Annotated in this window: 23 protein-coding genes and 1 riboswitch; of the genes, 21 read left to right on the top strand and 2 right to left on the bottom strand. The window is 50.1% G+C overall.

Features of this window, described 5'->3' with window-relative positions:
• From DXA87_RS09140 to DXA87_RS09165, 6 genes are all read left to right on the top strand, one after another.
• Complete coding sequence (locus tag DXA87_RS09140; RefSeq protein WP_117504018.1) at nt 1-1,653, top strand: ABC transporter ATP-binding protein; 1,653 nt, start codon at nt 1-3, stop codon at nt 1,651-1,653.
• Between the two features lie 328 nt (nt 1,654-1,981).
• Entirely contained in the window at nt 1,982-3,283 is a 1,302-nt protein-coding gene (locus DXA87_RS09145) for a CapA family protein (RefSeq protein ID WP_242998029.1), read from the top strand.
• Nucleotides 3,284-3,468: 185 nt separating this feature from the next.
• The gene (locus DXA87_RS09150) at nt 3,469-3,984 is read left to right on the top strand and encodes an SEC-C metal-binding domain-containing protein (protein ID WP_117504022.1); all 516 of its coding nucleotides are present in this window, start codon (nt 3,469-3,471) and stop codon (nt 3,982-3,984) included.
• An 81-nt stretch (nt 3,985-4,065) separates the two neighbouring features.
• Entirely contained in the window at nt 4,066-4,827 is a 762-nt protein-coding gene (locus DXA87_RS09155) for a class I SAM-dependent methyltransferase (RefSeq protein WP_117469429.1), read from the top strand.
• A gap of 3 nt (nt 4,828-4,830) precedes the next feature.
• The gene (gene hslO, locus DXA87_RS09160) at nt 4,831-5,715 is read left to right on the top strand and encodes an Hsp33 family molecular chaperone HslO (protein ID WP_117504024.1); all 885 of its coding nucleotides are present in this window, start codon (nt 4,831-4,833) and stop codon (nt 5,713-5,715) included.
• Between the two features lie 4 nt (nt 5,716-5,719).
• Nucleotides 5,720-6,301, top strand: coding sequence for a DUF5662 family protein (locus DXA87_RS09165; protein ID WP_117504027.1), 582 nt, complete (start codon nt 5,720-5,722; stop codon nt 6,299-6,301).
• Nucleotides 6,302-6,438: 137 nt separating this feature from the next.
• On the opposite strand, the gene DXA87_RS09170 is transcribed toward DXA87_RS09165, so the two are convergent.
• Nucleotides 6,439-7,518, bottom strand: coding sequence for a ribonuclease H-like domain-containing protein (locus tag DXA87_RS09170; protein WP_117504029.1), 1,080 nt, complete (start codon nt 7,516-7,518; stop codon nt 6,439-6,441).
• A gap of 320 nt (nt 7,519-7,838) precedes the next feature.
• Here DXA87_RS09170 and ruvA point away from each other — a divergent pair, with 320 nt between their 5' ends.
• The 9 genes from ruvA to DXA87_RS09215 all read left to right on the top strand — a co-directional run bounded on the left by ruvA (nt 7,839) and on the right by DXA87_RS09215 (nt 18,330).
• Nucleotides 7,839-8,456, top strand: coding sequence for a Holliday junction branch migration protein RuvA (ruvA, locus tag DXA87_RS09175; RefSeq protein WP_117469433.1), 618 nt, complete (start codon nt 7,839-7,841; stop codon nt 8,454-8,456).
• A gap of 207 nt (nt 8,457-8,663) precedes the next feature.
• Nucleotides 8,664-9,662, top strand: coding sequence for a Holliday junction branch migration DNA helicase RuvB (gene ruvB, locus DXA87_RS09180; protein WP_117469434.1), 999 nt, complete (start codon nt 8,664-8,666; stop codon nt 9,660-9,662).
• A gap of 191 nt (nt 9,663-9,853) precedes the next feature.
• Nucleotides 9,854-10,186, top strand: a complete 333-nt coding sequence (locus DXA87_RS09185; protein WP_015554226.1) for a cell division protein ZapA — start codon at nt 9,854-9,856, stop codon at nt 10,184-10,186.
• A gap of 10 nt (nt 10,187-10,196) precedes the next feature.
• Nucleotides 10,197-12,416 (top strand): U32 family peptidase, encoded by a 2,220-nt coding sequence (locus DXA87_RS09190; RefSeq protein ID WP_117483227.1) that lies wholly within the window; start codon nt 10,197-10,199, stop codon nt 12,414-12,416.
• A gap of 10 nt (nt 12,417-12,426) precedes the next feature.
• On the top strand, nt 12,427-13,761 hold the full coding sequence (locus tag DXA87_RS09195; protein ID WP_117469436.1) for an FtsW/RodA/SpoVE family cell cycle protein: 1,335 nt from the start codon (nt 12,427-12,429) through the stop codon (nt 13,759-13,761).
• Nucleotides 13,748-15,178, top strand: a complete 1,431-nt coding sequence (locus DXA87_RS09200) for a penicillin-binding transpeptidase domain-containing protein (protein ID WP_242998030.1) — start codon at nt 13,748-13,750, stop codon at nt 15,176-15,178. The genes DXA87_RS09195 and DXA87_RS09200 overlap by 14 nt, the downstream gene beginning before the upstream one ends.
• A gap of 395 nt (nt 15,179-15,573) precedes the next feature.
• Nucleotides 15,574-16,590, top strand: a complete 1,017-nt coding sequence (gene galE, locus DXA87_RS09205; RefSeq protein ID WP_015554230.1) for a UDP-glucose 4-epimerase GalE — start codon at nt 15,574-15,576, stop codon at nt 16,588-16,590.
• A gap of 411 nt (nt 16,591-17,001) precedes the next feature.
• Nucleotides 17,002-17,454, top strand: a complete 453-nt coding sequence (locus tag DXA87_RS09210; RefSeq protein ID WP_117469623.1) for an NUDIX hydrolase — start codon at nt 17,002-17,004, stop codon at nt 17,452-17,454.
• A 69-nt stretch (nt 17,455-17,523) separates the two neighbouring features.
• Complete coding sequence (locus DXA87_RS09215) at nt 17,524-18,330, top strand: amidohydrolase family protein (RefSeq protein WP_117504031.1); 807 nt, start codon at nt 17,524-17,526, stop codon at nt 18,328-18,330.
• Between the two features lie 17 nt (nt 18,331-18,347).
• Here DXA87_RS09215 and DXA87_RS09220 read toward each other — a convergent pair whose 3' ends face one another.
• Nucleotides 18,348-19,199 carry a YihY/virulence factor BrkB family protein gene (locus tag DXA87_RS09220; RefSeq protein ID WP_117504033.1) on the bottom strand — a complete coding sequence of 284 codons (852 nt, stop codon included), beginning with the start codon at nt 19,197-19,199 and terminating at the stop codon, nt 18,348-18,350.
• Between the two features lie 411 nt (nt 19,200-19,610).
• On the opposite strand from DXA87_RS09220, the gene DXA87_RS09225 reads away from it, so the two are divergent.
• The 6 genes from DXA87_RS09225 (at nt 19,611) to purF (ending at nt 25,501) form a co-directional block, all read left to right on the top strand.
• Nucleotides 19,611-20,249 (top strand): single-stranded DNA-binding protein, encoded by a 639-nt coding sequence (locus DXA87_RS09225; RefSeq protein ID WP_015554233.1) that lies wholly within the window; start codon nt 19,611-19,613, stop codon nt 20,247-20,249.
• 142 nt (nt 20,250-20,391) lie between these two features.
• Nucleotides 20,392-20,898 carry a cob(I)yrinic acid a,c-diamide adenosyltransferase gene (locus tag DXA87_RS09230; RefSeq protein ID WP_015554234.1) on the top strand — a complete coding sequence of 169 codons (507 nt, stop codon included), beginning with the start codon at nt 20,392-20,394 and terminating at the stop codon, nt 20,896-20,898.
• Between the two features lie 11 nt (nt 20,899-20,909).
• A riboswitch (Lysine riboswitch) is annotated at nt 20,910-21,091 on the top strand.
• Nucleotides 21,092-21,221: 130 nt separating this feature from the next.
• The gene (gene dapA / locus DXA87_RS09235; protein WP_015554235.1) at nt 21,222-22,106 is read left to right on the top strand and encodes a 4-hydroxy-tetrahydrodipicolinate synthase; all 885 of its coding nucleotides are present in this window, start codon (nt 21,222-21,224) and stop codon (nt 22,104-22,106) included.
• 20 nt (nt 22,107-22,126) lie between these two features.
• On the top strand, nt 22,127-22,879 hold the full coding sequence (dapB, locus tag DXA87_RS09240; protein WP_015554236.1) for a 4-hydroxy-tetrahydrodipicolinate reductase: 753 nt from the start codon (nt 22,127-22,129) through the stop codon (nt 22,877-22,879).
• Between the two features lie 84 nt (nt 22,880-22,963).
• Complete coding sequence (locus DXA87_RS09245) at nt 22,964-23,299, top strand: hypothetical protein (RefSeq protein WP_015554237.1); 336 nt, start codon at nt 22,964-22,966, stop codon at nt 23,297-23,299.
• Between the two features lie 762 nt (nt 23,300-24,061).
• On the top strand, nt 24,062-25,501 hold the full coding sequence (gene purF, locus DXA87_RS09260; protein WP_117469441.1) for an amidophosphoribosyltransferase: 1,440 nt from the start codon (nt 24,062-24,064) through the stop codon (nt 25,499-25,501).
• Nucleotides 25,502-25,541: the final 40 nt, after the last annotated feature.

Raw genomic sequence — 25,541 nt, forward strand, 5'->3', positions numbered from 1 at the left:
ATGCCGGAAATCACATTGAGAAATATAACAAAACGCTGGGGAAAATTCTTCGGAGTCGATCATCTGGATCTTGACATCGCGGATAACTCCTTTATCACACTGCTCGGACCGTCCGGATGCGGAAAAACAACGATCCTCCGCATGATCGCGGGGCTCGAGACACCGACCACCGGTCAGATCAAGATCGGAGATAAGGTTGTGTTTGACAGCGAGGCGGGAATCAACATTCCGGCCAATAAGCGTAAGGTCGGATTCCTGTTCCAGAACTACGCGCTGTGGCCGAACATGACCGTTTACCAGAATATTTCTTTTGGTTTAAGCAATATCAAGGAAGAACTTCCGAAATACGATTTTGATGCCATGACGACGGGGGAGCTGATCCGGGCGCTGAAGAGCGGAAAGAAGATTAAAGAGTTAGTGGAAGAGTGCCGCGATAAGAGAGGTAAGCTCGACACGGATAAAGTCTATCTGAAATTTATCGACGCATTCATCCTCTCTATTTATACCGCGAAGATCCTCTACGGATACGGGATTCAGGACGCGGCAGATCCGGACACAGCCGCAAAGGCGAAGTTGGAGGAGCTGACAAAGAAGCTTGACGGGATCAAAAAATCCTACGAGTCAAAGGGGCAGTCCTTAAATGAGGAGTATGCCGTTGTGTCCGGTGGAAAAGTTCTGACAGAAGACAGAAAACTCACGAAGGAAGAGATCGATAAATCCGTCCGCAGAGTTTCCCGGATCGTCAAGATCGGCATGTTCATGAACCGTTACCCGGCAGAGCTCTCCGGCGGTCAGCAGCAGCGTGTTGCCATCGCGAGAACCTTGGCACCGGAACCGGCAGTTCTCTTCATGGATGAGCCGCTGTCAAACCTTGATGCGAAGCTCCGTCTCGAGATGAGATATGAGCTGCAGAGACTTCATGTTGAGACGGGAAGTACCTTTGTGTATGTCACCCATGACCAGATGGAGGCCATGACACTGGCGACAAAGATCTGTCTGATCAACAACGGTGTGCTTCAGCAGTATGATGCTCCGCTTGATGTATATAACAGGCCGGCAAACCTTTTCGTAGCGGACTTCGTCGGAAATCCGTCCATCAACTTTGTGGAGGCGAAGGGAAAAGAACAGGCTGATGGAAGTTTCAGATTTAAGATTCTGGATGATCTCGAAGCGACATTCCGACCGAACGAGCCTATCGATATGGCGGCATGGTTCGCAAAGAGAGATAAAGACGCGGCTGATCTGGAAGCTCAGAGGATTGAGATGCTAAAGGATAAGAAGGCCGTTGAGAAGAGCAATAAGGATGAGGTATTCAAGTACCATATCGCGAAGGTCGACGAGTCTGACTATGCGGTGGAGGAAGAGCCGGAGATCACCAACGAGGACTTCGTTCTGGCGATCCGTCCGGAGACGCTGAAACTCTCAAAGGACGGATCCATCGCATCCACGATCTACGGTGCGATGCCGACCGGCATGGAATCTACCGTGAAGCTCAGGATCGGAAAGTACCTGCTGACAGGCGTTATCTTCGGCGGTGTTACTTTTAAACTTGGCGAAGAGACAGGTGTTGATATCGCGGGAACGGACATTCTTCTGTTTGACAGAAAGTCTGGAAAGGCGATCACAGCTGGTAGTCTTGCGGTGAAAGGCTGAGAAGCAGTAAAGGATAAAAGTTAGGATAAAAGGTAACTGTTCAGTAGGTCTGCGCACTTGCTGCGCTGACCGTAAGAAAACATAGGCTGGAGGGCAAAAATCCCATCAGCGAAGCTGATCTGGAATGGATTTTTGCGTGTAACTATGAAGGTACTGAATAGTTACGATAAAAGGATGGATAAAGGCGGTGGAGCTGCGAATGGGCGGCTTTGCCGCCTTTTTCTCTATATAGTAATGTTGCGGAACAGGAAAAAATCTGGTAAGCTTTAGGGAGAAAAAACAAAAGGGAAAATGGTGGAATTTAAAGGAATTCTGCTTATGGGAGTGTATGATGAGAAGAAAAATAGCGGTAATTTGCGGAGCGGTCCTGTTGGCGGTCGTTCTGCTTGGCGGATGCAGCAGTGTGGCATCGGGGACCGTGCGGACGACGGCTGCGGTTGAGGTAAGTCAGGAGACGAAAACGGCTGAGCCTGCGGAGGATAGTGATACTACACAGGAGAGCGTGGACAGCAAAACAGGCGGTGAAAAACCTCATGTTGTCCTGCAGCAGAATGAGACGGAATCTTCCGAGGCGGAGACAGGATCCGCGGATCCTTACGCGGACCTCTTAAAGGACCCGGAAGTCATGGCGGCGAACAAGATCTACGTGAAAGAGACAGCGGAGACGGGAAAAACGCGGATCGTCTTTGCGGGAGATATCCTGTTCGACTCCCATTACGCGATCATGGCATCCCTCTTAAAGAGGGGGCAGGGGATCGAGGGTGGAATTTCCGCGGATCTCTTATCCATCATGCGGAGCGCCGATATCTTTATGGTAAACAACGAATTTCCGTATACGACGGGCGGAGCGCCCACGGCGGGAAAGAAATTTACGTTCCGTGCGGATCCGAAGTACGCGTCCTGGCTCTTTGACATGGGAGCGGATCTCGTGTCCCTGGCGAACAACCACGCCTATGATTACGGCGAAGTGTCCCTGACAGACACCCTGGACACCCTGGAAGCCATCGGAATGCCCTATGTGGGAGCGGGACGAAACCTGGATGAAGCGGTGAAACCGGTATCCTTTATCGCAAACGGAAGGAAGATCACCTTCGTCTCCGCAACCCAGATCGAGCGGACACTTCCGCCGGACACCAAAGGGGCAACGGAGACAACTCCGGGGGTATTCCGGTGCCTGGAGATCGATAAACTTCTGGAGGTGATCTCCGCGGCGAAGGCGGACAGTGATTTCGTCATTGTATACATCCACTGGGGGACAGAAGGAACCGATAAGCTGGATCACTGGCAGCAGGAGCAGGCGCCCCAGATCGCGGCGGCAGGAGCGGACCTGATCATTGGAGACCATCCCCATGTGCTGCAGCCCATTGGCTACCAGGGAGATGTCCCGGTGGTGTACAGTCTCGGGAACTATCTCTTCAACTCAAAGACGCTCGATTCCTGCCTCGTGGAGGCGGTGATCGGAGATGAGGGGTTGGAATCCCTGCGGTTTATTCCGGCGAAGCAGTCGAATTGCCGCGTGGCGAAGGCAGAAGGAGCGGAGAAGGAGCGGATCATCAATTACATGAGAAGCATCTCTCCGGAGGCGGTGATCGATGATGAGGGGTATATTACGAAGCAGAATGCCCAGTAATGGTACAGAACACGTACCGGACCTGTCACATTTAATATTTCCAATGCACAAAAAATTTTCCTGTTTACAGAAAAAATATCCTATGTTATAATGTGCATTAGACGTTTTCTGTACCAGTCTGCCCTTTTGAAAATGGATGGTGCGGAAAAGAAATAGAAACAGTATACGAAAAGGATGGAACTGATATGGCAACATTACTTGAAACATGGAGAAGCCTCGCTTACGGCGATGGTCTCGATGATAAAAAGAAAGAAGAACTCTGGACAAAGTATTTTACGATCGAAAAAGGCATCTACGAGAAGATCCTTTCCAACCCGACAGAAGTTGTTGAGGGAACTGTAAAAGAACTTGCTGAGAAGTATGGCACAGAAGTTCTCGTTATGACTGGTTTCCTTGATGGAATCAATGAGAGCTTAAAGGGATATGAGAACCCGATCGACACAATGGCAGAGGATACCGTTGTTAAGATTGAGATCGATCCGGAAAAGCTTTACTACAATATGGTAGAAGCTAAGGCTTCCTGGCTCTATGAGCTTCCGCAGTGGTCTGAGATCCTTTCCGCTGAGACAAGAACAGAGCTTTACAAGAAGCAGAAAGCTTCCGGAACCGTACGCCGCGAAGGCCACAAGATCTACCCGAACGATCCGTGTCCGTGCGGAAGCGGAAAGAAGTACAAAAAGTGCTGCGGCCGCAACGCATAAGATGAAACGTAAGCCATTACCTATTGCGGGTAGTGGCTTTTTCATTATTGTACGCGGACTGAGGCTGATCAAGGAGATAAAATGCAGGCATATACAGGTTTTGCAGCTGTCTATGACACTTTCATGGATAATATTCCATATGAAGAATGGTGTGAATATCTGACAGGGCTTTTAAAGGAACAGGGGGTTACGGAGGGAATTCTTCTCGATCTCGGATGTGGAACGGGAAGTCTCACGGAGCTTCTCGCGGACGCTGGTTATGATATGATCGGCGTGGACAACTCCGAGGAGATGCTGGAGCTTGCCCTGGAAAAGAAGGAACAGTCCGGAAAAGATATTTTGTATCTCTGTCAGGATATGCGGGAATTTGAACTTTATGGCACGGTGGCGGCGGTGGTCTCCATCTGTGACTGTATGAATTATATTTTAGAGCCGGAGGATCTGACAGAAGTATTCCGCCTGGTTAACAATTACCTGGATCCGGGCGGAGTGTTTATCTTCGACATGAATACGGAGTACAAATACCGGGAGATCATGGGAGACAACACGATCGCGGAAGACCGGGATGACTCCAGCTTTATCTGGGACAACCAGTACGATGAGGAGGAGCAGATCAATATCTATGATCTGTCGATCTTTGTCCGTGAGGACGGGGATCTCTTCCGAAAGTACCATGAGACACATTATCAGCGGGCTTATTCCCTGGAAGAGGTGAAGAGTGCCATCCACGAAGCGGGAATGGAATTTGTTGCCGCCTACGATGCATTTACGAAGAATCCGCCGCGGGAGGACAGCGAACGTATTTATGTGATCGCGAGAGAATATGGAAAAGAAAGGAAATAGAGCATGAACGATTATATGATCCGTGCGACGGCTGCGGAGGGACAGATCCGCGCCTTTGCTGCAACGACAAGAGATATGGTGGAGAACGCAAAGAATGCCCACAACACAAGCCCGGTGGCTACGGCTGCCTTAGGACGTCTCATGACAGCAGCTGCCATGATGGGCGCTGACTTAAAAGGGGAGAAGGACCTTTTAACACTTAGAATTGAGGGAAGCGGTCCGCTGGGCGGACTTCTTGTCACAGCCAACGGTCATGGAGATGTGAAAGGATATGCGTTCAATCCGGATGTAATGCTTCCGCCGAATGCACAGGGAAAACTCGATGTCGGCGGTTCCCTGGACCTTGGCGTTTTGAGCGTTATCAAGGATATTGGCTTAAAAGAGCCGTATGTGGGACAGACACAGCTCGTCACAGGTGAGATCGCGGAAGATCTGACCTACTATTTTGCCACATCTGAGCAGGTTCCGTCCTCCGTTGCCCTCGGTGTTCTAATGAATAAGGACAACACGGTCCGTCAGGCAGGCGGCTTTATCATCCAGCTTCTTCCGGGCGCTTCCGATGAGATCATTGACAAGCTCGAGGCGAAGCTTTCCGGAATTTCTTCCATCACAGCACTGCTGAATGCGGGAAAGACTCCGGAGGAGATCCTGACAGACATCCTCGGCGAGTTCGGACTTGAGATCTTATCAAAGATGCCGGTACAGTTCCACTGTGACTGCGACCGCTCCAGAGTGGAGAAGGCGATCATCAGCATCGGAAAAAAAGAGATCCAGGACATGATCAACGAGGGCAGAGAGATCGAGGTCAACTGCCAGTTCTGCAACAAGCATTATAAGTTCTCTGTGGATGAGCTGGAAGATATGCTTAAGAGGGCAACGAGAGAGTAAAAATATGAGTTCTGTTAAATTGAATGAGGAAGAAAAACGGCTGCTCCACAACGCTTGGCATCACTTTCTGACCATCACCCATCACAAGCTGGTGGTCATGGAAGGCTGCTTTCAGGTTGGACTTTTTAAACAGGGGCTGCTCCACGATCTGTCGAAGTATTCCTGGGAGGAATTTAAGACCGGCGTGAAGTATTATCAGGGAACGCGAAGTCCAAACGCGGCGGAGAAGGAAGAAAAGGGATATTCCTCCGCATGGCTCCATCACAAGGGGAGAAATAAGCATCACTTCGAGTACTGGACCGATGTGTCCACAGCGGAGGACCACTGGAAGATCGTCGGCGTGAAGATGCCAGTGAATTACCTGGCGGAGATGGTCATGGACCGGATCGCGGCCTCGAAGATCTACCAGGGAAGGAACTACACGGATGCGGCACCCTACACATATTTTTCTAGAAATAAGGAATATATCGTCATGCATCCGGAGACGAAGGCATGTCTGGATAAGATCCTGCTGATGTTGAAGGAAAAGGGAGAGAGAAAGACGTTTGCATATATCAGGAAGCTTCTTAAGGACGGGGATTACTAGAAATAAGCACTCGCGCCCGGTGCTGGAATGTGTCTAAGCACGTTTTCGCATTGAATGAGATTTGCAGCACAACCGCTGCCGTCTGCAGCTGACGCAGGCGGCAGGGCTGATGTGTGAAGATACTGGATTAGCGGGTTTTATTTGAGAAATGAGAAGATCTCTTTTATATACCGGTTCAGCTTTTCCGCATCGGAGAAGCAGTCTTCCCGGACTTCGAAGAATCCTGTTTTATCCTTGCAGGAGGTCTTGAATTCCGGCACCCAGATATCTGCGGGCTGGGGGAGAAAGGTGCCGTCCTTCTTTGTGTAGCAGGTCTCCTTTGTCGCCTTGATCCGGGCGTCCTTGTCGACAAATTCGCCGACACTCTTGTGGATCGCGGTATCCTCGTAGATCAGATAGTAGTAATCCTTATAGTTCGGATAATAATATTTTAATGTACCTTTGTAGACCCGGATGGAAAGCTCCATCCGGTCTTTGTCTGCCCGGAAAGCGTAGGCGGGGACGGAGGCAGCCACCGGGGACGGAAGGATCGTCACCGGGTCCCCTGAGAGGGAGAGGATCAGCCGGTCTGTCTCGCCGGGAGTTTCCCGCACCGCGTCCAGGGTGAAATCCTGGGCGAAAAAGTCAGGATAGAAGAGGACGGGAAGGAGAGAAGGCATTCCCTTTAAGTCGTCCTCATTGTGGAGGAGAAGAAGATGTTTTTCTTCCTGATCGTGAGTCCTCAGATAGTCCAGGTAGACTTCGATGAGCTCGCCGCCGTTATAGAGGTCCTTGCGTCCGATCTTAAGAAAGCGCTCGATGGTCTTCTGCTTCATGTCCGGCAGACCAAGGAGCTTCTTAAAGGGCTTGATCCGGCGGAAGATATCGACGCTTTCCACGCTGTCAAAGGCGGGGGTGAGCTTTAAGGCCTTGGCGCGCTTCGTGACAAAAGGAATATCGAACATGTCCCCGTTAAAGTGGACGAGAGTGCGAAAATCCTTTATAAAGTAAAAAAATGCGGTCAGGACATCGGCCTCCGCGGCTTTCGTGTCTGCAAACCACTGGATGAAGCGGAGATGGTCTCCCTCCGGCCAGATACAGCCGATGAGATATACGGTGTTGTAGTCGGCGGAGAAGCCGGTGGTCTCGATATCAAAAAAGACAAGCTTTTCCGGATCGCCAAGGCGCTCCAACGGATAGGCGATGGTGCCAGGGAATGTTTTTTCTATAGTGATCATGTGATAGTCCTTATACTTATATTGCTGATCCGCCTGGGGTTCATAAAAATGCTGGTGACTGCTCGGAAAACTGCATATGGCAAATCATGAATGGAACAGGCGGCAGAATTTTTGCTTCTGTGTTTTCTGATTATACCCGCGAAAACATGGAAAGTCAACGAAGGAGAAGCCTGGCGGCGTTTTCCGGGAAGATATTTCAAAAAACAGCAAAATCGAAAATATGTTCGATTCCCGCGGCGGTTCCACTTGCACTTAAATGGCGGCTATGGTATGATTACGACATGCATCATGACATGATGAGGAAAAGGGAGGTTCATTCAGTGATTTCATATATACGCGGTCCCTTGGAAGAAAAGAGGGAAGATTCCGTCGTTGTTGAGGCGGGAAATATTGGCTACCGGATCTTTATTCCGTCATCGGTCCTCGGGGAGCTTCCGGGTCTTGGGGAGGAAGTGAAGATCTACACGTATTTTTCCGTGCGTGAGGATGGAATGAGTCTTTTCGGATTCCTCTCAAGGCAGGATCTTGAGATGTTCCGCCAGCTGATCGGGGTGAACGGGGTCGGTCCGAAGAGTGCCCTGGGAATCCTCTCCGCGCTGAAACCGGATGTGCTGCGTCTGGCTGTAATCTCCGGTGACGCGAAGGCAATCTCGAAGGCGCCCGGCGTCGGGGCAAAGACAGCCCAGAGGATCATCCTGGATCTCAAAGATAAAATAAAAGCAGAAGACGTATTATTTGCAGGTGCAGATCTGGAGGAGAGCCCGAAAACGGATCTCTCTGGAATGGCGGAAGCTGGAAAAGAGGCTGTGGAAGCGCTTACGGCCCTCGGTTATTCCGCGTCCGAGGCGCAGACCGCAGTAAAGAAGGTTGCGATCACAGAAGGTATGACTTCCGAGGACGTGCTGAAGGGCGCGTTAAAGCATCTGGCATTCTTATAGGATGAAACTTTGTAACTATTCGGTAGGTCTGCGCATTTACTGCGCTGACCGTAAGAAAACTTAGACTAGAAGGCAAAAATCCTATCGGCACAGCCGATTTAGAATGGATTTTTGCGCGTAACTGTGAGGGTACTGAATCGTTACGAAACTTTGTAAAAATGGCAGCCGGAGACGGCTGTCTGATAGAAGAAATAGATAGGAAATGTTATGAGCCGAAAAATCATTACGACCGAAGAAACTGAGGAAGACAAAAAAATAGAGGGGACCCTGCGCCCACAGTACTTAAAAGATTATATCGGTCAGGAGAAGATAAAGTCCACGCTGAAGGTCTTTATCGATGCGGCAAAGAGCCGCGGGGAGGCGTTGGATCATGTGCTTTTTTACGGCCCGCCGGGCCTTGGAAAGACAACGCTCTGCGGAATCATCGCGAACGAGATGGGGGTGAACTTAAAGGTGACCTCCGGGCCGGCGATCGAGAAGCCGGGAGAGATGGCTGCGATCTTAAACAATCTCCAGGAGGGAGATGTCCTGTTTGTGGATGAGATCCACAGGTTGAACCGCCAGGTGGAGGAAGTCCTGTATCCGGCGATGGAAGATTTTGCCATCGATATCATGCTTGGAAAGGATTCATCCGCCCGCTCGATCCGACTGGATCTTCCGAAATTTACACTTGTGGGAGCAACAACGAGAGTGGGACTTTTAACAGCTCCGCTCCGGGACCGTTTTGGTGTGATCCAGAGGCTGGAATTTTATACACCGGAGGAACTCTGCGTGATCGTAAAACGCTCCGCAAAGGTCCTGGGCGTTGAGATCGACGAGGAAGGAGCTTTTGAGATCGCAAGAAGGTCCAGGGGAACGCCGAGACTGGCAAACCGCCTCTTAAAGAGAGTGAGGGACTTTGCACAGGTAAAATACGACGGTGTGATCACGAGACATGTGGCGGATTTTGCCCTGGATATCCTGGATGTGGACAAGCTTGGTCTCGACAATAATGACCGGACCCTGCTTCTCACCCTGATCCAGAAATTTTCCGGTGGTCCGGTGGGACTTGAGACGCTGGCGGCGTCTATCGGAGAGGATTCCGGGACACTGGAAGACGTGTATGAGCCGTATTTATTGATGAACGGACTTATTATGCGCACGCCGAGAGGAAGGATGGCGACGGATTTGGCCTACAAGCACCTTGGGCTGGATGCGGCGAAATAGAAAAAAACATTTGCTGCAGTATACAGGCAGGAATTTTCTGAATTGAAAAATCTGTACGATAGAGAAAAAATGACAATTTTTATATAGATGATAACTGTCCGGCGGATCTGTGGATCGATCGTGTGGAGCCGTGAGGGAGTACAGGCTGGAAAACAGGCGGACGGTTATGCAAAAGAAGTGAGGAATTAGAAATGGATGAGAAGAACTATACGGAAGTGCTGATCAATGGAAATGTCTACACGCTGGGAGGAGCGGAGGATCCGGAGTACCTGCAGAAGGTGGCTGCCTATATTAATGAGAAGATCGCCGTTTTAAAGGCACAGCCGGGATTTACGAGACAGAATAAGGATTACCAGGAAGTCATGATCTATTTGAACCTGGCGGACGATTATTTTAAGACACTTCAGGAGGCGATGATGCTGCGCAGCCAGAAGGATGAGATGGAGAAGGAGATCTACAGCTTAAAGCATGAGCTGATCGGTCTTCAGATGAAGCAGGAATCCGCGGAGAAGAAGGCGGAATAAAGGAGAGAATATGAAAAACAGAACGGTTGAGATACTCGCACCGGCCGGTTCCTACGAGAGTATGGTGGCGGCGGTGAACGCGGGAGCGGACGCGGTCTATATCGGCGGAAGCCGGTTCGGTGCCCGTGCCTACGCGAACAACCTGGATGAGGAGACGATGGTGAAAGCCATCAACTTCATGCATCTTCACGGATGCAGGATTTATATGACGGTCAACACGCTCGTGAAGGAAAAAGAGATGTCAGATCTGTATTCCTATCTGAAACCGTACTATGAGGCGGGACTGGATGCCGTTTTAGTTCAGGATATGGGAGCGCTCACCTACATCCGGAAACATTTCCCGGATCTTCCGGTCCACATCAGCACCCAGATGACGGTGACAGGGAAATACAGCGCGAGAGACCTGAAAGCCCTTGGCGCTGTCCGTGTGGTTCCGGCGAGAGAACTTTCCTTAAAGGAGATCCGTGAGATCTATGATGATACGGGTCTGGAGGTGGAGACCTTCGTTCACGGTGCCCTCTGTTACTGCTATTCCGGCCAGTGCCTGTTTTCCAGCCTGATCGGCGGACGGAGCGGAAACCGGGGCCGGTGCGCACAGACCTGCCGTCTGCCTTTTGACGCAGAGCAGAACGGAAAATATGTCAATAAAAAGAATGAAAAATATATCTTAAGCTTAAAGGATCTCTGTACCCTGGATCTGATCCCGGATATCCTGGAAGCGGGTGTCTGTTCCTTAAAGATCGAGGGACGCATGAAGAGTCCGCGCTACACGGCAGGAGTTGTAAGTATCTACCGGAAATACGTGGACCTCTACTTGAAGGAGGGGCGTGCCGGATACCATGTGGAGAAGGCAGACAGGGATGCCCTGCTGGCTCTTTTCGACCGGGGCGGACAGTCCCAGGGCTATTACCACACCCACAACGGACGGGACATGGTGGTCTTAAAGGAAAAGCCGGAGTACCGCGACGTGGACCAGGAACTTTTCGACTATCTGGACCGCACGTATGTGAATGTGGAAAAGAAGATCCCTGTGACGGGAAGCGCGTACATCGCGGTCGGAAAACCGGGATATTGCTCCGTGTCGGATACGGCGGGAAATACAGCCTGGGAGGAATCCCAGCCCGCCGAGGAGGCAAAGAATGCCCCGATGGACGCGGAGCGCATCAGAAAACAGCTCTCAAAGACCGGTGATTCCATGTTTACGTTCACGGACCTTACCGTGGAGTGTGAGGGAAATGTGTTTATGCCGGTGCAGGCATTAAATAAGATGCGCCGCGAGGTCCTGGAGAAGCTTCAGGACGAGATCCTTTCCGGATACCGGAGAAACAGTTCCGTTCCACCGACAAAGGAAGAAGAGAGAGCGCCTGAAAAGGCTGATTTGGAAGAAAGACCGGAATTTACTGTCTTTGTCCAGACGAAACAGCAGTTTGAGATGGTTCTCGGGAAATTTAAGATGTACCGGAAGCTGTCCGAAAGATCATACGGAATTTATCTTGCGGCGGAGAGCTTTGACGCCCAGGAGTGGAAGAAGCTTGCGGACCGCTGTCATGAGGCGGGAGTCCGGTGTTATCTTATGATGCCGAGGATCTTCCGGAAAGAGGCGGAACAGTACTTCAGAAAGCAGATGGAGCTTTTAACGAGTGCCGGTTTTGACGCGCTTGGTATCGGTTCCATGGAAGAACCGGGATTCCTCCGGGAAGCAGGAATTGAACTTCCTATGTACTTCGACCAGGGAATGTATTCCTGGAACCACCTTGCGGGAGCGGCGATGGAGCGGTATGGGGCAGACCGATTGACGATCCCTGTGGAGTTAAACGAGAGAGAGATCCGGGATTCTGGTGTTCAGGGAGAGATGATCGTATACGGGTATCTTCCGATGATGATCTCCGCCCAGTGTATCAGAAAAACAACGCTTGGATGTTCCGGAAAGTCGGAAATCATGTGGTTAAAGGACCGCAAGGACATGCGGTTCCCGGTGGTAAACCAGTGTCGTTTCTGTTACAATACGATCTACAATTCTGCGCCGCTTTCCCTTTTAGGACTCTCCGAACAGGTCACAGGGCTTAAGCCGAATGCGGTCCGCCTGAACTTCACGGTGGAGGAACCAGCTGCGGCGGGCGAGATCCTGGACGCGTTCTTTGAGGAATACGGAATGAGTGAAAAAGCGGCGGAGCCGCCAGTTTTAAGGAATCAGTTTACGCGCGGACACTTTAAGCGCGGAGTGGAGTAGGTGATAATTATTGACTAATCTGATCATACAGATATCCAGATACTTGATGATCCTTCTGATCGCCATGGATACCTATTACAATTTCCGCTTCTTTTCCATGCGGGATGAGGAGGGAAAAAACCGCGTCTGCGGACGCCAGCTTGTGTGCATGTTTATGCTGCACTTTCTGGCGAATATCCTGATCTGGCTGAACACGGAATCTGTGACGATGTTAGCCTTTTACGGTGCGCAGGTGGTATTTTTCCTGCTGTACATTTACCTTACGAGACTGTTTTACAGGAACAGTTCCAGACTGCTCGTCAACAATATGTGTACGCTTTTGGCGACGGGATTTATTATCCTCACAAGGCTGAACCCTGACCGGGCTATGAGACAGTTCGTGATCGTGGCGGCGGCAGCGGTGATCACCTGGATCATCCCGTTTATCATCGACCGGGTATGGCAGCTTGTGACGTTCCCATGGGTCTATGGAATACTCGGGCTGGTACTTTTGGGAGTGGTCTGCGTCATCGGAAATACTTCCTACGGCGCACAGCTTTCCCTCTCCTTCGGTGGATTTACAGTACAGCCGTCTGAGTTTGTGAAGATCAGTTTTGTGTTCTTCGTGGCAGCCATGTTCTACCAGTCCACGGACAGGGAGACGATCATAAAGACCACCGTCGTGGCGGCACTTCATGTGTTGGTGCTTGTGCTTTCAAAGGACCTTGGAAGTGCATTGATCTTTTTCGTCGCCTACATGACGATGCTTTTTGTTGCCACATCCAGCTATCTCTGGTTCGGTGCGGGCATTGCGGGCGGATCCCTGGCGGCGGTTGCGGCTTACTATCTGTTCCCACATGTGAGACGGCGTGTGGAGGCCTGGGCGGATCCCTGGTCTGATATCGCAAACAAGGGCTACCAGGTGGCACAGGCGCTGTTTGCCATCGGAACAGGCGGATGGTTCGGAATGGGTCTTTACCGGGGCATGCCGGAGAAGATCCCGGTTGTGGACAAGGATTTCGTTTTCGCGGCGATCTCCGAGGAGATGGGGGCACTCTATGCGCTCTGCGTCCTGTTTTTATGCCTTGGCTGTTATATGCAGTTTATGCTGATCGCGATGAAGATGCAGGCGATGTTCTATAAACTGATCGCGTTTGGACTTGGAAGTGTTTATATTACCCAGGTATTTCTGACTATCGGCGGGGTGACGAAGTTTATCCCGTCCACCGGTGTGACGCTGCCCCTTGTGAGCTACGGCGGCAGCTCCATCGTCTCGACCTTTATCATATTCCAGGTCATCCAGGGACTTTATGTCTTAAAACGCGGGGAAGAAGAGGAGGAGGAGAATTCCAGTGAAGAAGAGTAAACCGAATCCGAAGGCAAACCGGAATATCCTCTGGTTTGTGTATGCAGCAATATTTTTATTTCTCGCAATGGGAATCTATGTGGGATATTTTCTCGTGGTAAAGAGCGATACGGTGATCGATAATCCGTATAACGCCAGAGCCACTATTTTCCAGGACCGGGTCACCCGCGGCAAGATCCTGGCGGATGACGGGACTGTGCTTGCAAAGACCGTTACGGTGACGGATTCCAACGGTACCGAGGTGCGGGAATACCCATACGGCAGCCTGTTTGCCCATGCGGTAGGATATTCGACGGTGGGAAAGACAGGAATCGAATCCCTTGCAAACTTTGACCTTTTGAGATCTCACACGAACCTCATCGAGCAGACCGCCGATGAGATCATGGGAAGAAAGAGCATCGGGGACAACGTGGTGACGACCCTGAATGTAAATCTGCAGCAGATCGCATCGGATGCTTTCGGAAAGAACCGGGGCGCGGTCATCGCCATCGAGCCGGATACCGGAAAGATCCTCTGCATGGTTTCAAAGCCGTCCTTCGACCCGAATAAGGTGGCGGCAAACTGGAATGATCTCGTAAACGGGGACAGTACGGAGGCGAGACTGTTAAACCGCGCGACTCAGGGACTCTACCCGCCGGGATCCACCTTTAAAATCGTCACAGCCCTGGAGTATATGAGAGAACATCCGAGCGCGTACAATGACTATCACTATGACTGCAGTGGATTTTTTTCATTCGAGAACAACAAGATCCAGTGCTATCACAAGAAGGCACACGGATCCCAGGATTTCACCCAGGCATTTGCAAATTCCTGCAACGGAGCGTTCGCGAACCTCGGCACAGAGCTTGAGCTGACGAGCTACCGGAACCTTGCAGAGCAGCTTTTATTCAACAGAAGCCTGCCTCTCGATATTCCGTACAATAAGAGTACCTTCTCCATGCAGCCGGATGCGGAGATATGGGAAGTGCTTCAGACAAGTATCGGACAGGGACAGACATTGATGTCCCCGATGCACAATCTTCTGATCACCGCGGCGATCGCAAACGGCGGAATCTTAATGAAACCGTATCTGATGGATCATGTGGAAAATTCCGGCGGTGATGTGATCCGGAAGTTTTCCCCGTCTGTGGCAGGAGAGCTGATGGTCCCGAATGAGGCGGATGCCTTAAAGAACCTGATGGTACAGGTGGTCAATGTGGGAACGGGATCCGCACTGAAACGGGATTCCTACCAGGTGGCAGGGAAGACAGGATCCGCAGAATTCGACAAGGGAAAAGAGACTCACGCATGGTTTGTCGGTTTCGCACCGGCGGATGATCCGAAGATCGCGGTATGCGTTATCGTGGAGGAAGGCGGCTCCGGCGGGCATACGGCAGCACCGATCGCGGCGAAATTGTTTGATGCATGGCTTCAGTAGAGTGCTTTTTGGAAATGTGCCTGTAAGATACGGGACGTGTCTGAGGAACTGAAAAAGTGCTGTATGCGGAGAAAATTACGTTACAGTTCAGCCATGCGCTGGTTTGAATGAGAAAGTGTGTTGCAAGCTTGCTTGCATAAGCACTTTTTCATCCAAATCAGCATATGGTGGAACCACCAAGCTTCTTGTTTTCATGAATATGAAAACAAGAAGATGTAATGGCTGAACTGTAACAAAATTACTGTAAAAAAAAGAAATCTGTATTGAATAAAAGAAAAATGATATTTTCTTTTATTACGGGCAGTGTTAAAATGATAACGAGGACAGGATCCGGGGAAAAGGATCCGAAATAATAACCGTATCTCAGAACGGCAAAATTCATGGGAGGGTTCATCATGAGAATTTTAGTAACCGGCGGCGCAGGATATATCGGAAGCCATACATGCCTGGCACTTCTGGAACAGGGACATGAGGTCGTTGTCTTTGATAATCTTTACAATGCGTCGGAAGAAGCATTAAACCGTGTAAAGAAGCTCACAGGAAAGGATCTGACATTCTACAAGGCAGATATGCTGGATCGTGATGCGATGGAAAAGATCTTCGATGCGGAGAAGATCGACGCAGTGATCCACTTTGCTGGATTAAAGGCTGTTGGCGAATCAGTCGCAAAGCCGTGGGAATACTACCACAACAATATTACCGGTACATTGATCCTTCTCGATGTGATGAGAAAACATGGCGTGAAGAAGATCATCTTCAGCTCCTCCGCTACCGTTTACGGAGATCCGGCTTTCGTTCCGATCACAGAGGAGTGCCCGAAGGGACAGTGCACAAACCCGTACGGACAGACAAAGAGTATGCTGGAGCAGATCCTTACCGATATGCAGAAGGCAGACCCGGAGTGGAATGTGATCCTGCTCCGTTACTTCAATCCGGTGGGAGCTCATGAGAGCGGTCTGATCGGAGAGGATCCGGAGGGAATCCCGAACAACCTGACACCGTACATCACCCAGGTTGCCATCGGAAAGTTGAAAGAGGTGGGCGTATTCGGAAACGATTACGATACACCGGACGGAACGGGTGTCCGCGACTATATCCATGTGATGGATCTTGCGGAAGGCCATGTAAAGGCATTAAAGAAATTTGATGATAAGCCGGCGGTATATATCTATAATCTCGGAACAGGTCACGGATACAGCGTTCTTGACGTGATCCACGCTTTTTCCAAGGCGGTTGGAAAAGAGATCCCGTATGTGATCAAACCGCGCCGTGCAGGCGATATCGCGACATGCTATTCCGATGCTACAAAGGCAAAGGTGGAGCTTGGCTGGGAGGCAAAGAGAAACCTCGACGATATGTGCCGTGACGCATGGAACTGGCAGTCCAAGAATCCGAATGGTTATCGTTCATAAAAAATGAATGACTGAACTTTGGTCATAGACAGGAAACTCCGGCGGATGTATGGTCTGCCGGAGTTTTTCTGTTTCGGCGTAAGGTGTGGACCGCAGTGAAATATATGATCGGCCTTCTGAAGATATCTTATGGTTACTTTTCATGGGTAGGAATTTTCTGAACTGAAAATTCCGTACAATACAGTGGTGGTAGTGGATTTTGCCGATTCGGAATGCGAAGCATCGGCAAAATCCTGTTACAGTGCGCGGGCATGGAGTGCCCGTGTACTGTAACACATTATGGAAATTTCTGCGAGTGAAAACGTGGTTGCAAACACGGGTAAAAAGAAGTATACTAAACTCAGTAAAAAACACACCTGCGGAATCTGCTTTCGGGCGGAATCCCTTGAATGCCTGTCAGGAGGAATTGCAATGATAGAAGCAACGAGCTGCGGCGGTGTGGTTATATTTCGCGGCAAGATCCTGGTTCTCTATAAGAACTACAGAAACAAGTACGAAGGCTGGGTCTTACCGAAAGGAACTGTGGAAGCAGGAGAAGAGTTTAAAGAAACGGCTCTCAGAGAGGTGAAGGAGGAGACCGGGGTCCAGGCCCAGATCATTAAGTACATCGGAAAGAGCCAGTATTCATTTAACACGCCGCAGGATACGGTGGAAAAGGAAGTCCACTGGTATTTAATGATGGCGGACAGTTATTACAGTAAACCACAGCGCGAAGAATACTTCGTAGATTCCGGATATTACAAATATTATGAGGCGTACCACCTTCTGAAATTCTCAAATGAGAAGCAGATTCTGGAGAAAGCCTATCACGAATATCTGGATCTGAAACGGTGTAATCTGTGGGGCAGTAAGAAATACTTCTAGGCCCCGTAAACGGAGGAAAACCCCTTAAAACAGGGGTTTTTCCTGTATATTGACTTAAGGAGCGAGACTATGAAGATCATCGACGCACATCTTCACTTTGTGCCGGAAAATCCCTACTTCCAGGAGATCGCGGTGCGGGCGGAACATAAAAATACAGAGGAAGACTTAAGGGCGGTCTATCAGAAATACAATATTGAGGGAGGAGTCGTCATGGGAAACCGGGGCGTGGACCCGGTGGATCATTCCTACCCGGAATTCCTAAGGTACTGTGTGGGGATCGACCGTGATTTTCTCGTGAGCGAGGACAAAAAGAAGAGCCTGGATCAGGTGGAGGAGAACTTAAAGCGGGATACCTGTGTCGGAATCAAACTCTATCCCGGATACAACAAGATGTATGTGACGGATGAGGTGTACGAGCCGCTCTATGATCTCGCAAAGGCGTACAAAAAGCCTGTGGCGATCCACATGGGCCAGACAGCTGGTTCCCGCGCCTACTTAAAATACAGTCATCCGCTGACCTTGGACGAGGCGGCAGTCCGTCATCCGGATGTAAACTTTGTCATGTGCCATTTCGGCAATCCGTGGCTCCTGGACGCGGCGGCTGTCGTGGAGAAAAATGAGAACGTGATGACGGATCTCTCCGGCCTTCTGGAGGGGAAGATCCATTTCCCGAAGCTTTTAGAGCAGCAGAGAGGATATTTTGATGCCTTAAAGACCTGGATCTCCTACTGCAGCCAGTATGAAAAGTTCATGTTCGGAACAGACTGGCCGTTAGCCAACTACGGAGACTACATCGAAGTCGTAAAGTGGCTGATTCCTGAGGAGGAGTGGGGGAAGGTCTTTTATGAAAATGCGAAAAGAATCTACGGATTATAAGAAAATGGACTGCCTGATCAGGGCAGTCCGTTTTCTTTTATCGACATGATCTTTTCTTTATAAAACAGCAAAAACCAGTTGATCTCCGCCCCCACAAACAGGATGCAGATCGAGACATAAAGCCACAGCATAAAAAGGATCACCGCAGTCAAACTTCCGTACGTGACAGCGTATGTGCCGAAATACCGGAAGTAAACGGAAAATGCCAGGGAAGTGAGTGCCCATCCGGCGGCGGAAAACATGGCTCCCGGGATCTGGCCGCAGATCGAGAGCCTCCGGTGCGGAAGTGCCGTGTAGATGGCGGTGAAAAAGATCATCAGCATGATAAACATCACAAGTCCGCGTCCCAGGGAGATCATCCCGGAGAGATAGGACAGGGCCGGGAACCATTTTAACAGCATCTCCTGCAGGAAGCTTCCGAATACGAGGAGCGCAAGGCTCGTCACACACATCAGGGAGAATGCCAGGGTATAAACGCTGCAGAGGGCCCTGCGAAGGATATAATTTCGCGGCGATGTGACGCCGAATACCCGGTTTAAGCCCTTTTCGATCCCGAGCATTCCCTTTGCCGCGGACCAGACCGCCGCAAGAGCAGTCACAGAGATCAGCGCTGCCGGGGAATCGGAGTGCAGGCTGTCCAGGAGATAGATCAAAAGCCCCTGGAACCGGCCCGGGATCGCAGGCAGCAGAAAACGCAGAAGATCTGCCTCATGGATCATGGGGGCCACCTGGATCAGGGCCAGAAGCACCATAAAAAACGGGAACGCCGCCATGATGATGAAAAATGAGGCCTGTGCGGCATAAACGGACATTTCGTCCATGGAATATTTCAAATAGACCTGTCGTCCGAAGAGTAGCAGGCGAAGCATAAGATCCTGACCTTTCCATAACCGCGAAGGAGGTATCCTGTCGGTCATGCCCTTTCTTTCTATATCAGAGAGGTCAAAAGACTTTTTGACCTCAACATCATAAAATATTAACATGAAGAGAGAAAAATAACAAGAGTGGTAAAAAAACAGCATGCGGCAGAATCCACTACCACCACTGTATTGTACGGAATTTTCAGTTCAGAAAATTCCTACCCGTGTACAGTAACACTGCCACCACTGTATTGAGAAAAAATAGAAGATCATGCCGAAATACCGAAAAAATCCGGGATTTCCGTCGATAAAAACCTGAAAAGACATGACACAAAGCCGTTCTAATTTACGTTCTAATTACATACAGATATACGGTAAAAGCCGTATAGCGGAAAAAACAATCAAAAAGGAGAAAATACTATGACAGAAAAAGGAATGGAAAACAACAAAGTAACCGTAATTGGAACGATCGTTTCAGGATTCACATTCAGCCATGCCGTGTTTGGGGAGGGCTTTTATCTTGTGGATCTTCTCGTGAACCGTTTGAGTGAGCAGGCGGACATTATTCCGCTTATGATATCAGAGCGTCTGATCGATGTGACGAAGGATTACCAGGGCTGCACCATGGAGGCCTCCGGTCAGTTCCGGTCCTACAACCGCCACGAGGGGACGAAGAACCGTCTGGTATTGTCCGTGTTTGTCAGAGAGGTCCGCTTTATGGAGGAGTTCACGGACTACACGAAAACGAACCAGATCTTTCTGGACGGATATATCTGTAAAGAACCGGTCTACCGGAAGACGCCATTAGGAAGGGAGATCGCAGACCTTTTAGTAGCAGTGAACCGCCCGTATGGCAAGTCAGACTATATCCCATGCATCGCCTGGGGCCGCAATGCCAGATACGCCTCAGGATTTGGCGTCGGAACAAGGATCCTCATCTGGGGCCGTGTCCAGAGCAGGGAGTACACGAAAAAGGTCAGCGAGACGGAGTGCGAGAAGCGTGTGGCCTATGAAGTCTCCGTCAGTAAGCTTGAATGTGCGGATCATGCGGAGTCGTAGAAATACATATTAAAGACATCAGGGAGGGCAACTTTGACAGACAGGCAAATCTCTTGCAAACAGGATAGAGATGTGATAATATAGCATAATAGAAGCCTTAAAAAGCTTCAGCTAACGGTATACACAAAGTGAGGGAATGATCATGGCAAGTGACAGAGTCCGTGTGATCTGCGGACCGGGATACGGAAAATCCGCATCGGCATTGGGATACGCGATGATGGGCGTTTTCCGCGGAAAAAGGGTCATTATGGTACAGTTCTTGAAAGGTATGCTGGGAGAAGGAGCGGCAGACGTCCTGAAGCGTCTCGAGCCGGATCTCAAATTCTTCCGTTTTGAGCACTCCAAAGAGCGGTTTGAGGACCTTCCGGAAGATCAGAAGCACGAGGAACTGATGAACATGCGAAACGGCTTCAATTTCGCAAGAAAGGTGATGACGACCGGTGAGTGCGATGTCCTGATCCTGGATGAGATTCTTGGAATCGTGGATCAGGGAATTATCTCGAAGGAAGAATTCCAGAGTTTTCTTGAGTCAAGAGATGAGGAGACTGAGCTGGTCATGACCGGGCGCGTGTGTCCGGAAGGTATTGAAGAATATGTAACCGATATTTCACGGATGGAAAACATTGACGTTGACAATCATCAGGAATGATGATACCATAAATGATAAGTAGAGGTTGCGCCTGACATGAGTAGACCGGCAGATAATGGGAAATGGCTGCCGGAGAAAAGGGGATGGCGCCGAAGAGACAGGAAGTGAATCCCTAAGGCTCCCGTTTCTGGGCATGCGGCGAAGAACCGTATGACTGTCATCTTTAGAAAAAAGATGGAGGGCTGCTTAATCTGAAAGATCCGGGAGCTGACATCTTATTTGATTTCAGCTCCTTTTTTTGTGAAACAGGATTCTTTGTTCCGCAAAAGAGCGCAATCTATCTTAGACATTTAATTTTTACATAATAAAGAGGAGGACGCATGATGGCTATTTTTGAAGGAGCCGGCGTAGCACTTGTAACGCCATTTAAGGAAAATGGAACGGTAAATTATGAAGTACTGGAAAGCCTGATCGAGGAACAGATCGCGGCTGGAACAGACTGTATCGTAGCAATGGGAACAACAGGCGAGTCCGCGACAACATCTGAGGAGGAGCACATTCAGGTGATCCGCTTCGTATGTGAGGTCGTAAACGGAAGAATCCCGGTGGTTGCCGGAACAGGTTCCAACTGCACACAGACAGCAGTTGAGCTTTCTGTTGAGGCCGAAGAGGCAGGAGCAGACGGCGTTCTCTTAGTTTCCCCGTACTATAACAAAGCGACCCAGAACGGTTTAAAGGCCCACTTCACAAAGATCGCCAACTCCATCAAGATCCCGGCGATCCTCTACAACGTACCGAGCCGTACAGGCGTGAATATCGCACCGGAGACCATCGTTGATCTCTGCAGGCATGTGGAGAATATTGTGGGTGTCAAGGAAGCGAGTGGAAACTTCTCCGCAGCAGCGAAGATCCTTCAGCTCTCCGGCGGCTATGTGGATGTATACTCCGGAAACGATGACCAGGTCGTTCCGATGTTGGCTCTCGGCGGAAAGGGCGTGATCTCCGTTCTCTCCAACGTGGCTCCGAAGCAGACACATGACATGTGCGCAGAGTTCTTCAAGGGCAATATCGAGGCCAGCAGACGCATTCAGTTAAAGGCAATGCCGCTGATCGAGGCCCTGTTCTCCGAAGTAAATCCGATTCCGGTAAAAGCTGCGCTTAACTTAATGGGCAAGAACGTAGGCGAGCCGAGACTTCCGCTTACAGTGATGGAGCCGCAGCACCAGGAAGTATTAAAGAAAGCAATGCAGGATTTCGGTATCCTGTAATAAAATACGAGGAGAAAAACATGATCAGAGCAATTATGAATGGCTGCCACGGCGTGATGGGTCATGTGATCACGGACATTATTTCCAAGGATGACGCGATCGAGATCGTTGCAGGCGTGGATATGAACACAGAAAACTATGCCGGATACCCGGTATTTAAGTCCCTCGACGAATGCCCGGAGGCAGATGTCATCATCGATTTTTCCACCGCAAAGGCGGTTGACGGACTGTTGGACTACTGCGAGACGAAGAAAGTTCCTGTGGTTTTATGCACCACAGGACTTTCCGAGGACCAGTTAAACCATGTGAAAGAGGCGAGCAAGGTGGACGCAGTCCTTCGCTCCGCAAATATGTCCATCGGAATCAACCTTCTCATGAAGACATTGAAAGAGGTCGCTCCGGTCCTTGCGGCAGCAGGATTTGACATCGAGATCTTAGAGAAGCACCACAACCGCAAGATCGACGCCCCGAGTGGAACCGCCATCGCCCTTGCTGATGCCATCAATGAGAGCCTCGACAACAGCTATCATTATAAATATGACCGTTCCTCCGAGCGTGTCGCAAGAGATCCAAAGGAGATCGGAATCCAGGCAATGCGCGGCGGCACCATCGTCGGTGAGCATGATATTATGTTCGCGGGCCGCGACGAGGTCATCACCTTCACACACACCGCTTATTCCCGCGAGATCTTCGCAAAGGGAGCTGTGGAGGCTGCAAAATTCCTCGCAGGAAAGCCGGCAGGACTTTACGATATGGCTGATGTGGTCGGTTGATAGAGGTTAAAGTTTTATACATTTTTTTCCAAAATACTTCTCCTTTCTATGGCACATAATAGCCGTAGAAAGGAGATTATTTTTATGGGAAAAATCAGATGGATCAGAGCATGCGCGCTTCTCATTATGACCGCGGCAATCATCACGGCCTGCGGAAGAGGGAACGGAAATAATATGACCACAGCCCCGGATACGGGGAGCGCGGGAGCGGGAACCACAATGGAGAGACAGACAAACGGCACAAACCAGAGCACGAACGCGCCGTCCCAGACAGCCGGGGAGAGTGGCGGTGTGCTCCGGGATATGGTGGATGACGTGGGTGACGGCATCCACAACCTGACGGACGATGTCACCGGCATGTCAGGAACTACTGCGGCGGGAGCGAACGGCACTGCTGGGGAGACCACCAAGGCAAACTAAATATCCGGACCGGAATCCAGGACTGCCGGGGAATGAAACTCAACACGGCAGAAAGAGCCGGAAAGACAGGACAGCGGGGAAATGATCTGCAGGACGGGTATGAAGATCATTTCCCTGTTTCTTTTGCATCGTGATTTTGCCGATGCTTCGCACTCCAAATCACCAAAATCCACTGCTATCACTGTATTGTACGGAATTTTCAGTTTAGAAAATTCCTACCCGTCACAGCAACTAAAATGTAACGATAACAAGTTTTCCTGTTGTGAAAATATGCGAAAACAGATATAATAAGAGTACATCTTGAAAAAACTTATCAAAAGTCGTGGAAAAGTATCAGCCTGAATTTTGAAAGGAGTGAACGCCATCCGCTATCTGTACCATCCATACCATCCGTGGAGACACGGGTACCGAAGGGAAAAGATAAGAAGAGCTGCTGTAAAGACAGCGAGGATCCTTTTACTGCTGGAACTCCTCTGGCTCGCGTATTCCTGTGCGTGCTCCAGGATGACAGAGAAGACATACCTGGTGCCGGATATTGAAACAGGGATTCCAGATGGGACCGCCTCTGAGACGGAGGGGGAAATTTATGGTATCGGGATCGAAAAAGGGGCCGGAAATTTGTTCTGGTTTCACAAAGAAGTCCACAGGACTCCTTGAGAGAGGAACTTCTTCTTGATTTTCCATAGGGTATGTATTATAATTTCTACTGAAACACTGCTGTTTTATCGCAAAAACTTATAAATCAGAGGATGAAAAGCATTTATGGAGAAATCACTTACTTTAGACTGGGGAACAGACGAGCTGCATGAGGAGTGCGGCGTTTTCGGAATGTACGATCTGGACGGAAATGATGTTGCATCAACCATTTATTACGGATTGTTCGCATTACAGCACCGTGGACAGGAAAGCTGCGGAATTGCGGTGAGCGATACATACGGACCGAAAGGTGTTGTCAATGCCTGTAAGGGGATGGGACTCTGCAACGAAGTATTCACGTCAGAGAAGCTGGAAAAATTAAAAGGAAACATCGGTGTCGGCCATGTCCGGTATTCGACTGCCGGAAGCAGCACAATCGAGAATACACAGCCGCTCGTTTTAAATTATGTGAAGGGAACGCTGGCACTGGCACACAACGGAAACCTTGTCAATGCGCCGGAGCTTCGCAGAGAACTCGCTTACGACGGAGCGATTTTCCAGACCACGATCGACTCTGAGGTCATCGCCTACCATATCGCGAGAGAGCGCTGTAAGGTGGGAACCGCTGAGGAAGCCGTGGCAAACGCTATGAAGAAGATCAAGGGTGCGTACTCCCTTGTGATCAGCAGCCCGAGAAAACTCATCGGTGCCCGCGATCCGCAGGGATTCAAGCCGCTCTGTATCGGAAAGCGTGATAATGCCTATATTCTGACCTCCGAGACATGCGCGCTTGACACGATCGGTGCTACCTTCGTCCGCGACGTGCTTCCGGGCGAGATCGTAACGATCAATAAGGATGGAATCAAGTCCAATCTCATGATGCATGACCCGAAAAAAGAGGCAAGATGTATTTTTGAATATATTTACTTTGCAAGACCGGACAGCGTCTTTGACGGCGTCGGTGTATACCACTCCAGAATCTACGCAGGCCGCTGCCTCGCAAAGGATTCACCGGTGGACGCAGACATCGTTGTGGGCGTTCCAGAGTCCGGAAACGCAGCAGCCCTTGGATATTCCATGGAATCCGGCATCCCTTACGCGATGGCCTTCGTAAAGAACTCTTATGTGGGAAGAACCTTTATTAAGCCGGGCCAGAGCAGCCGTGAGTCTGCAGTCCGTATTAAATTAAACGTATTGAAAGAGGCCGTGGAAGGAAAGCGCGTCGTTATGATTGACGACTCCATCGTCCGCGGAACCACCAGCAACCTGATCGTGGATATGCTGCGTGAGGCAGGAGCAAAGGAAGTACATATGAGAATTTCCGCACCGCCGTTCCTCTATCCGTGTTATTTCGGAACCGATATCCCGTCCAGCGAGCAGCTCATCGCCCACAAACGTACCGTGGATGAGATCTGCAAGGTGATCGGAGCAGATTCGTTAGCGTACTTAAAGATGGAGCGCTTAAGTGAAATGGCAAACGGACTTCCGATCTGTACGGCATGCTTCTCCGGAGAGTATCCGGTGGATCCGCCGGAAGAAGATATCCGCGGAAGTTATGAGAAATAACAAGGGGAATTTTAATGTTCCACAAAACCCCATAGTTAGC

Origin of the sequence: Desulfotomaculum sp. OF05-3, from assembly GCF_003435535.1 — a bacterium.
Classification (GTDB): domain Bacteria; phylum Bacillota; class Clostridia; order Lachnospirales; family Lachnospiraceae; genus Pilosibacter; species Pilosibacter fragilis.

What these genes read in the sequence shown, in the direction of transcription:
- hslO (WP_117504024.1), top strand. Translation starts at nt 4,831, where the DNA reads ATGAACGATTATATGATCCGTGCGACGGCTGCGGAGGGACAGATCCGC.
- ruvB (WP_117469434.1), top strand. Translation starts at nt 8,664, where the DNA reads ATGAGCCGAAAAATCATTACGACCGAAGAAACTGAGGAAGACAAAAAA.
- DXA87_RS09210 (WP_117469623.1), top strand. Translation starts at nt 17,002, where the DNA reads ATGATAGAAGCAACGAGCTGCGGCGGTGTGGTTATATTTCGCGGCAAG.
- DXA87_RS09170 (WP_117504029.1), bottom strand. Translation starts at nt 7,518, where the DNA reads ATGATCACTATAGAAAAAACATTCCCTGGCACCATCGCCTATCCGTTG.
- DXA87_RS09230 (WP_015554234.1), top strand. Translation starts at nt 20,392, where the DNA reads ATGGCAAGTGACAGAGTCCGTGTGATCTGCGGACCGGGATACGGAAAA.
- dapA (WP_015554235.1), top strand. Translation starts at nt 21,222, where the DNA reads ATGGCTATTTTTGAAGGAGCCGGCGTAGCACTTGTAACGCCATTTAAG.
- DXA87_RS09225 (WP_015554233.1), top strand. Translation starts at nt 19,611, where the DNA reads ATGACAGAAAAAGGAATGGAAAACAACAAAGTAACCGTAATTGGAACG.
- purF (WP_117469441.1), top strand. Translation starts at nt 24,062, where the DNA reads ATGGAGAAATCACTTACTTTAGACTGGGGAACAGACGAGCTGCATGAG.
- galE (WP_015554230.1), top strand. Translation starts at nt 15,574, where the DNA reads ATGAGAATTTTAGTAACCGGCGGCGCAGGATATATCGGAAGCCATACA.
- DXA87_RS09215 (WP_117504031.1), top strand. Translation starts at nt 17,524, where the DNA reads ATGAAGATCATCGACGCACATCTTCACTTTGTGCCGGAAAATCCCTAC.
- DXA87_RS09220 (WP_117504033.1), bottom strand. Translation starts at nt 19,199, where the DNA reads ATGCTTCGCCTGCTACTCTTCGGACGACAGGTCTATTTGAAATATTCC.
- DXA87_RS09140 (WP_117504018.1), top strand. Translation starts at nt 1, where the DNA reads ATGCCGGAAATCACATTGAGAAATATAACAAAACGCTGGGGAAAATTC.
- DXA87_RS09190 (WP_117483227.1), top strand. Translation starts at nt 10,197, where the DNA reads ATGAAAAACAGAACGGTTGAGATACTCGCACCGGCCGGTTCCTACGAG.
- dapB (WP_015554236.1), top strand. Translation starts at nt 22,127, where the DNA reads ATGATCAGAGCAATTATGAATGGCTGCCACGGCGTGATGGGTCATGTG.
- DXA87_RS09150 (WP_117504022.1), top strand. Translation starts at nt 3,469, where the DNA reads ATGGCAACATTACTTGAAACATGGAGAAGCCTCGCTTACGGCGATGGT.
- DXA87_RS09165 (WP_117504027.1), top strand. Translation starts at nt 5,720, where the DNA reads ATGAGTTCTGTTAAATTGAATGAGGAAGAAAAACGGCTGCTCCACAAC.
- DXA87_RS09145 (WP_242998029.1), top strand. Translation starts at nt 1,982, where the DNA reads ATGATGAGAAGAAAAATAGCGGTAATTTGCGGAGCGGTCCTGTTGGCG.
- DXA87_RS09185 (WP_015554226.1), top strand. Translation starts at nt 9,854, where the DNA reads ATGGATGAGAAGAACTATACGGAAGTGCTGATCAATGGAAATGTCTAC.
- DXA87_RS09155 (WP_117469429.1), top strand. Translation starts at nt 4,066, where the DNA reads ATGCAGGCATATACAGGTTTTGCAGCTGTCTATGACACTTTCATGGAT.
- DXA87_RS09245 (WP_015554237.1), top strand. Translation starts at nt 22,964, where the DNA reads ATGGGAAAAATCAGATGGATCAGAGCATGCGCGCTTCTCATTATGACC.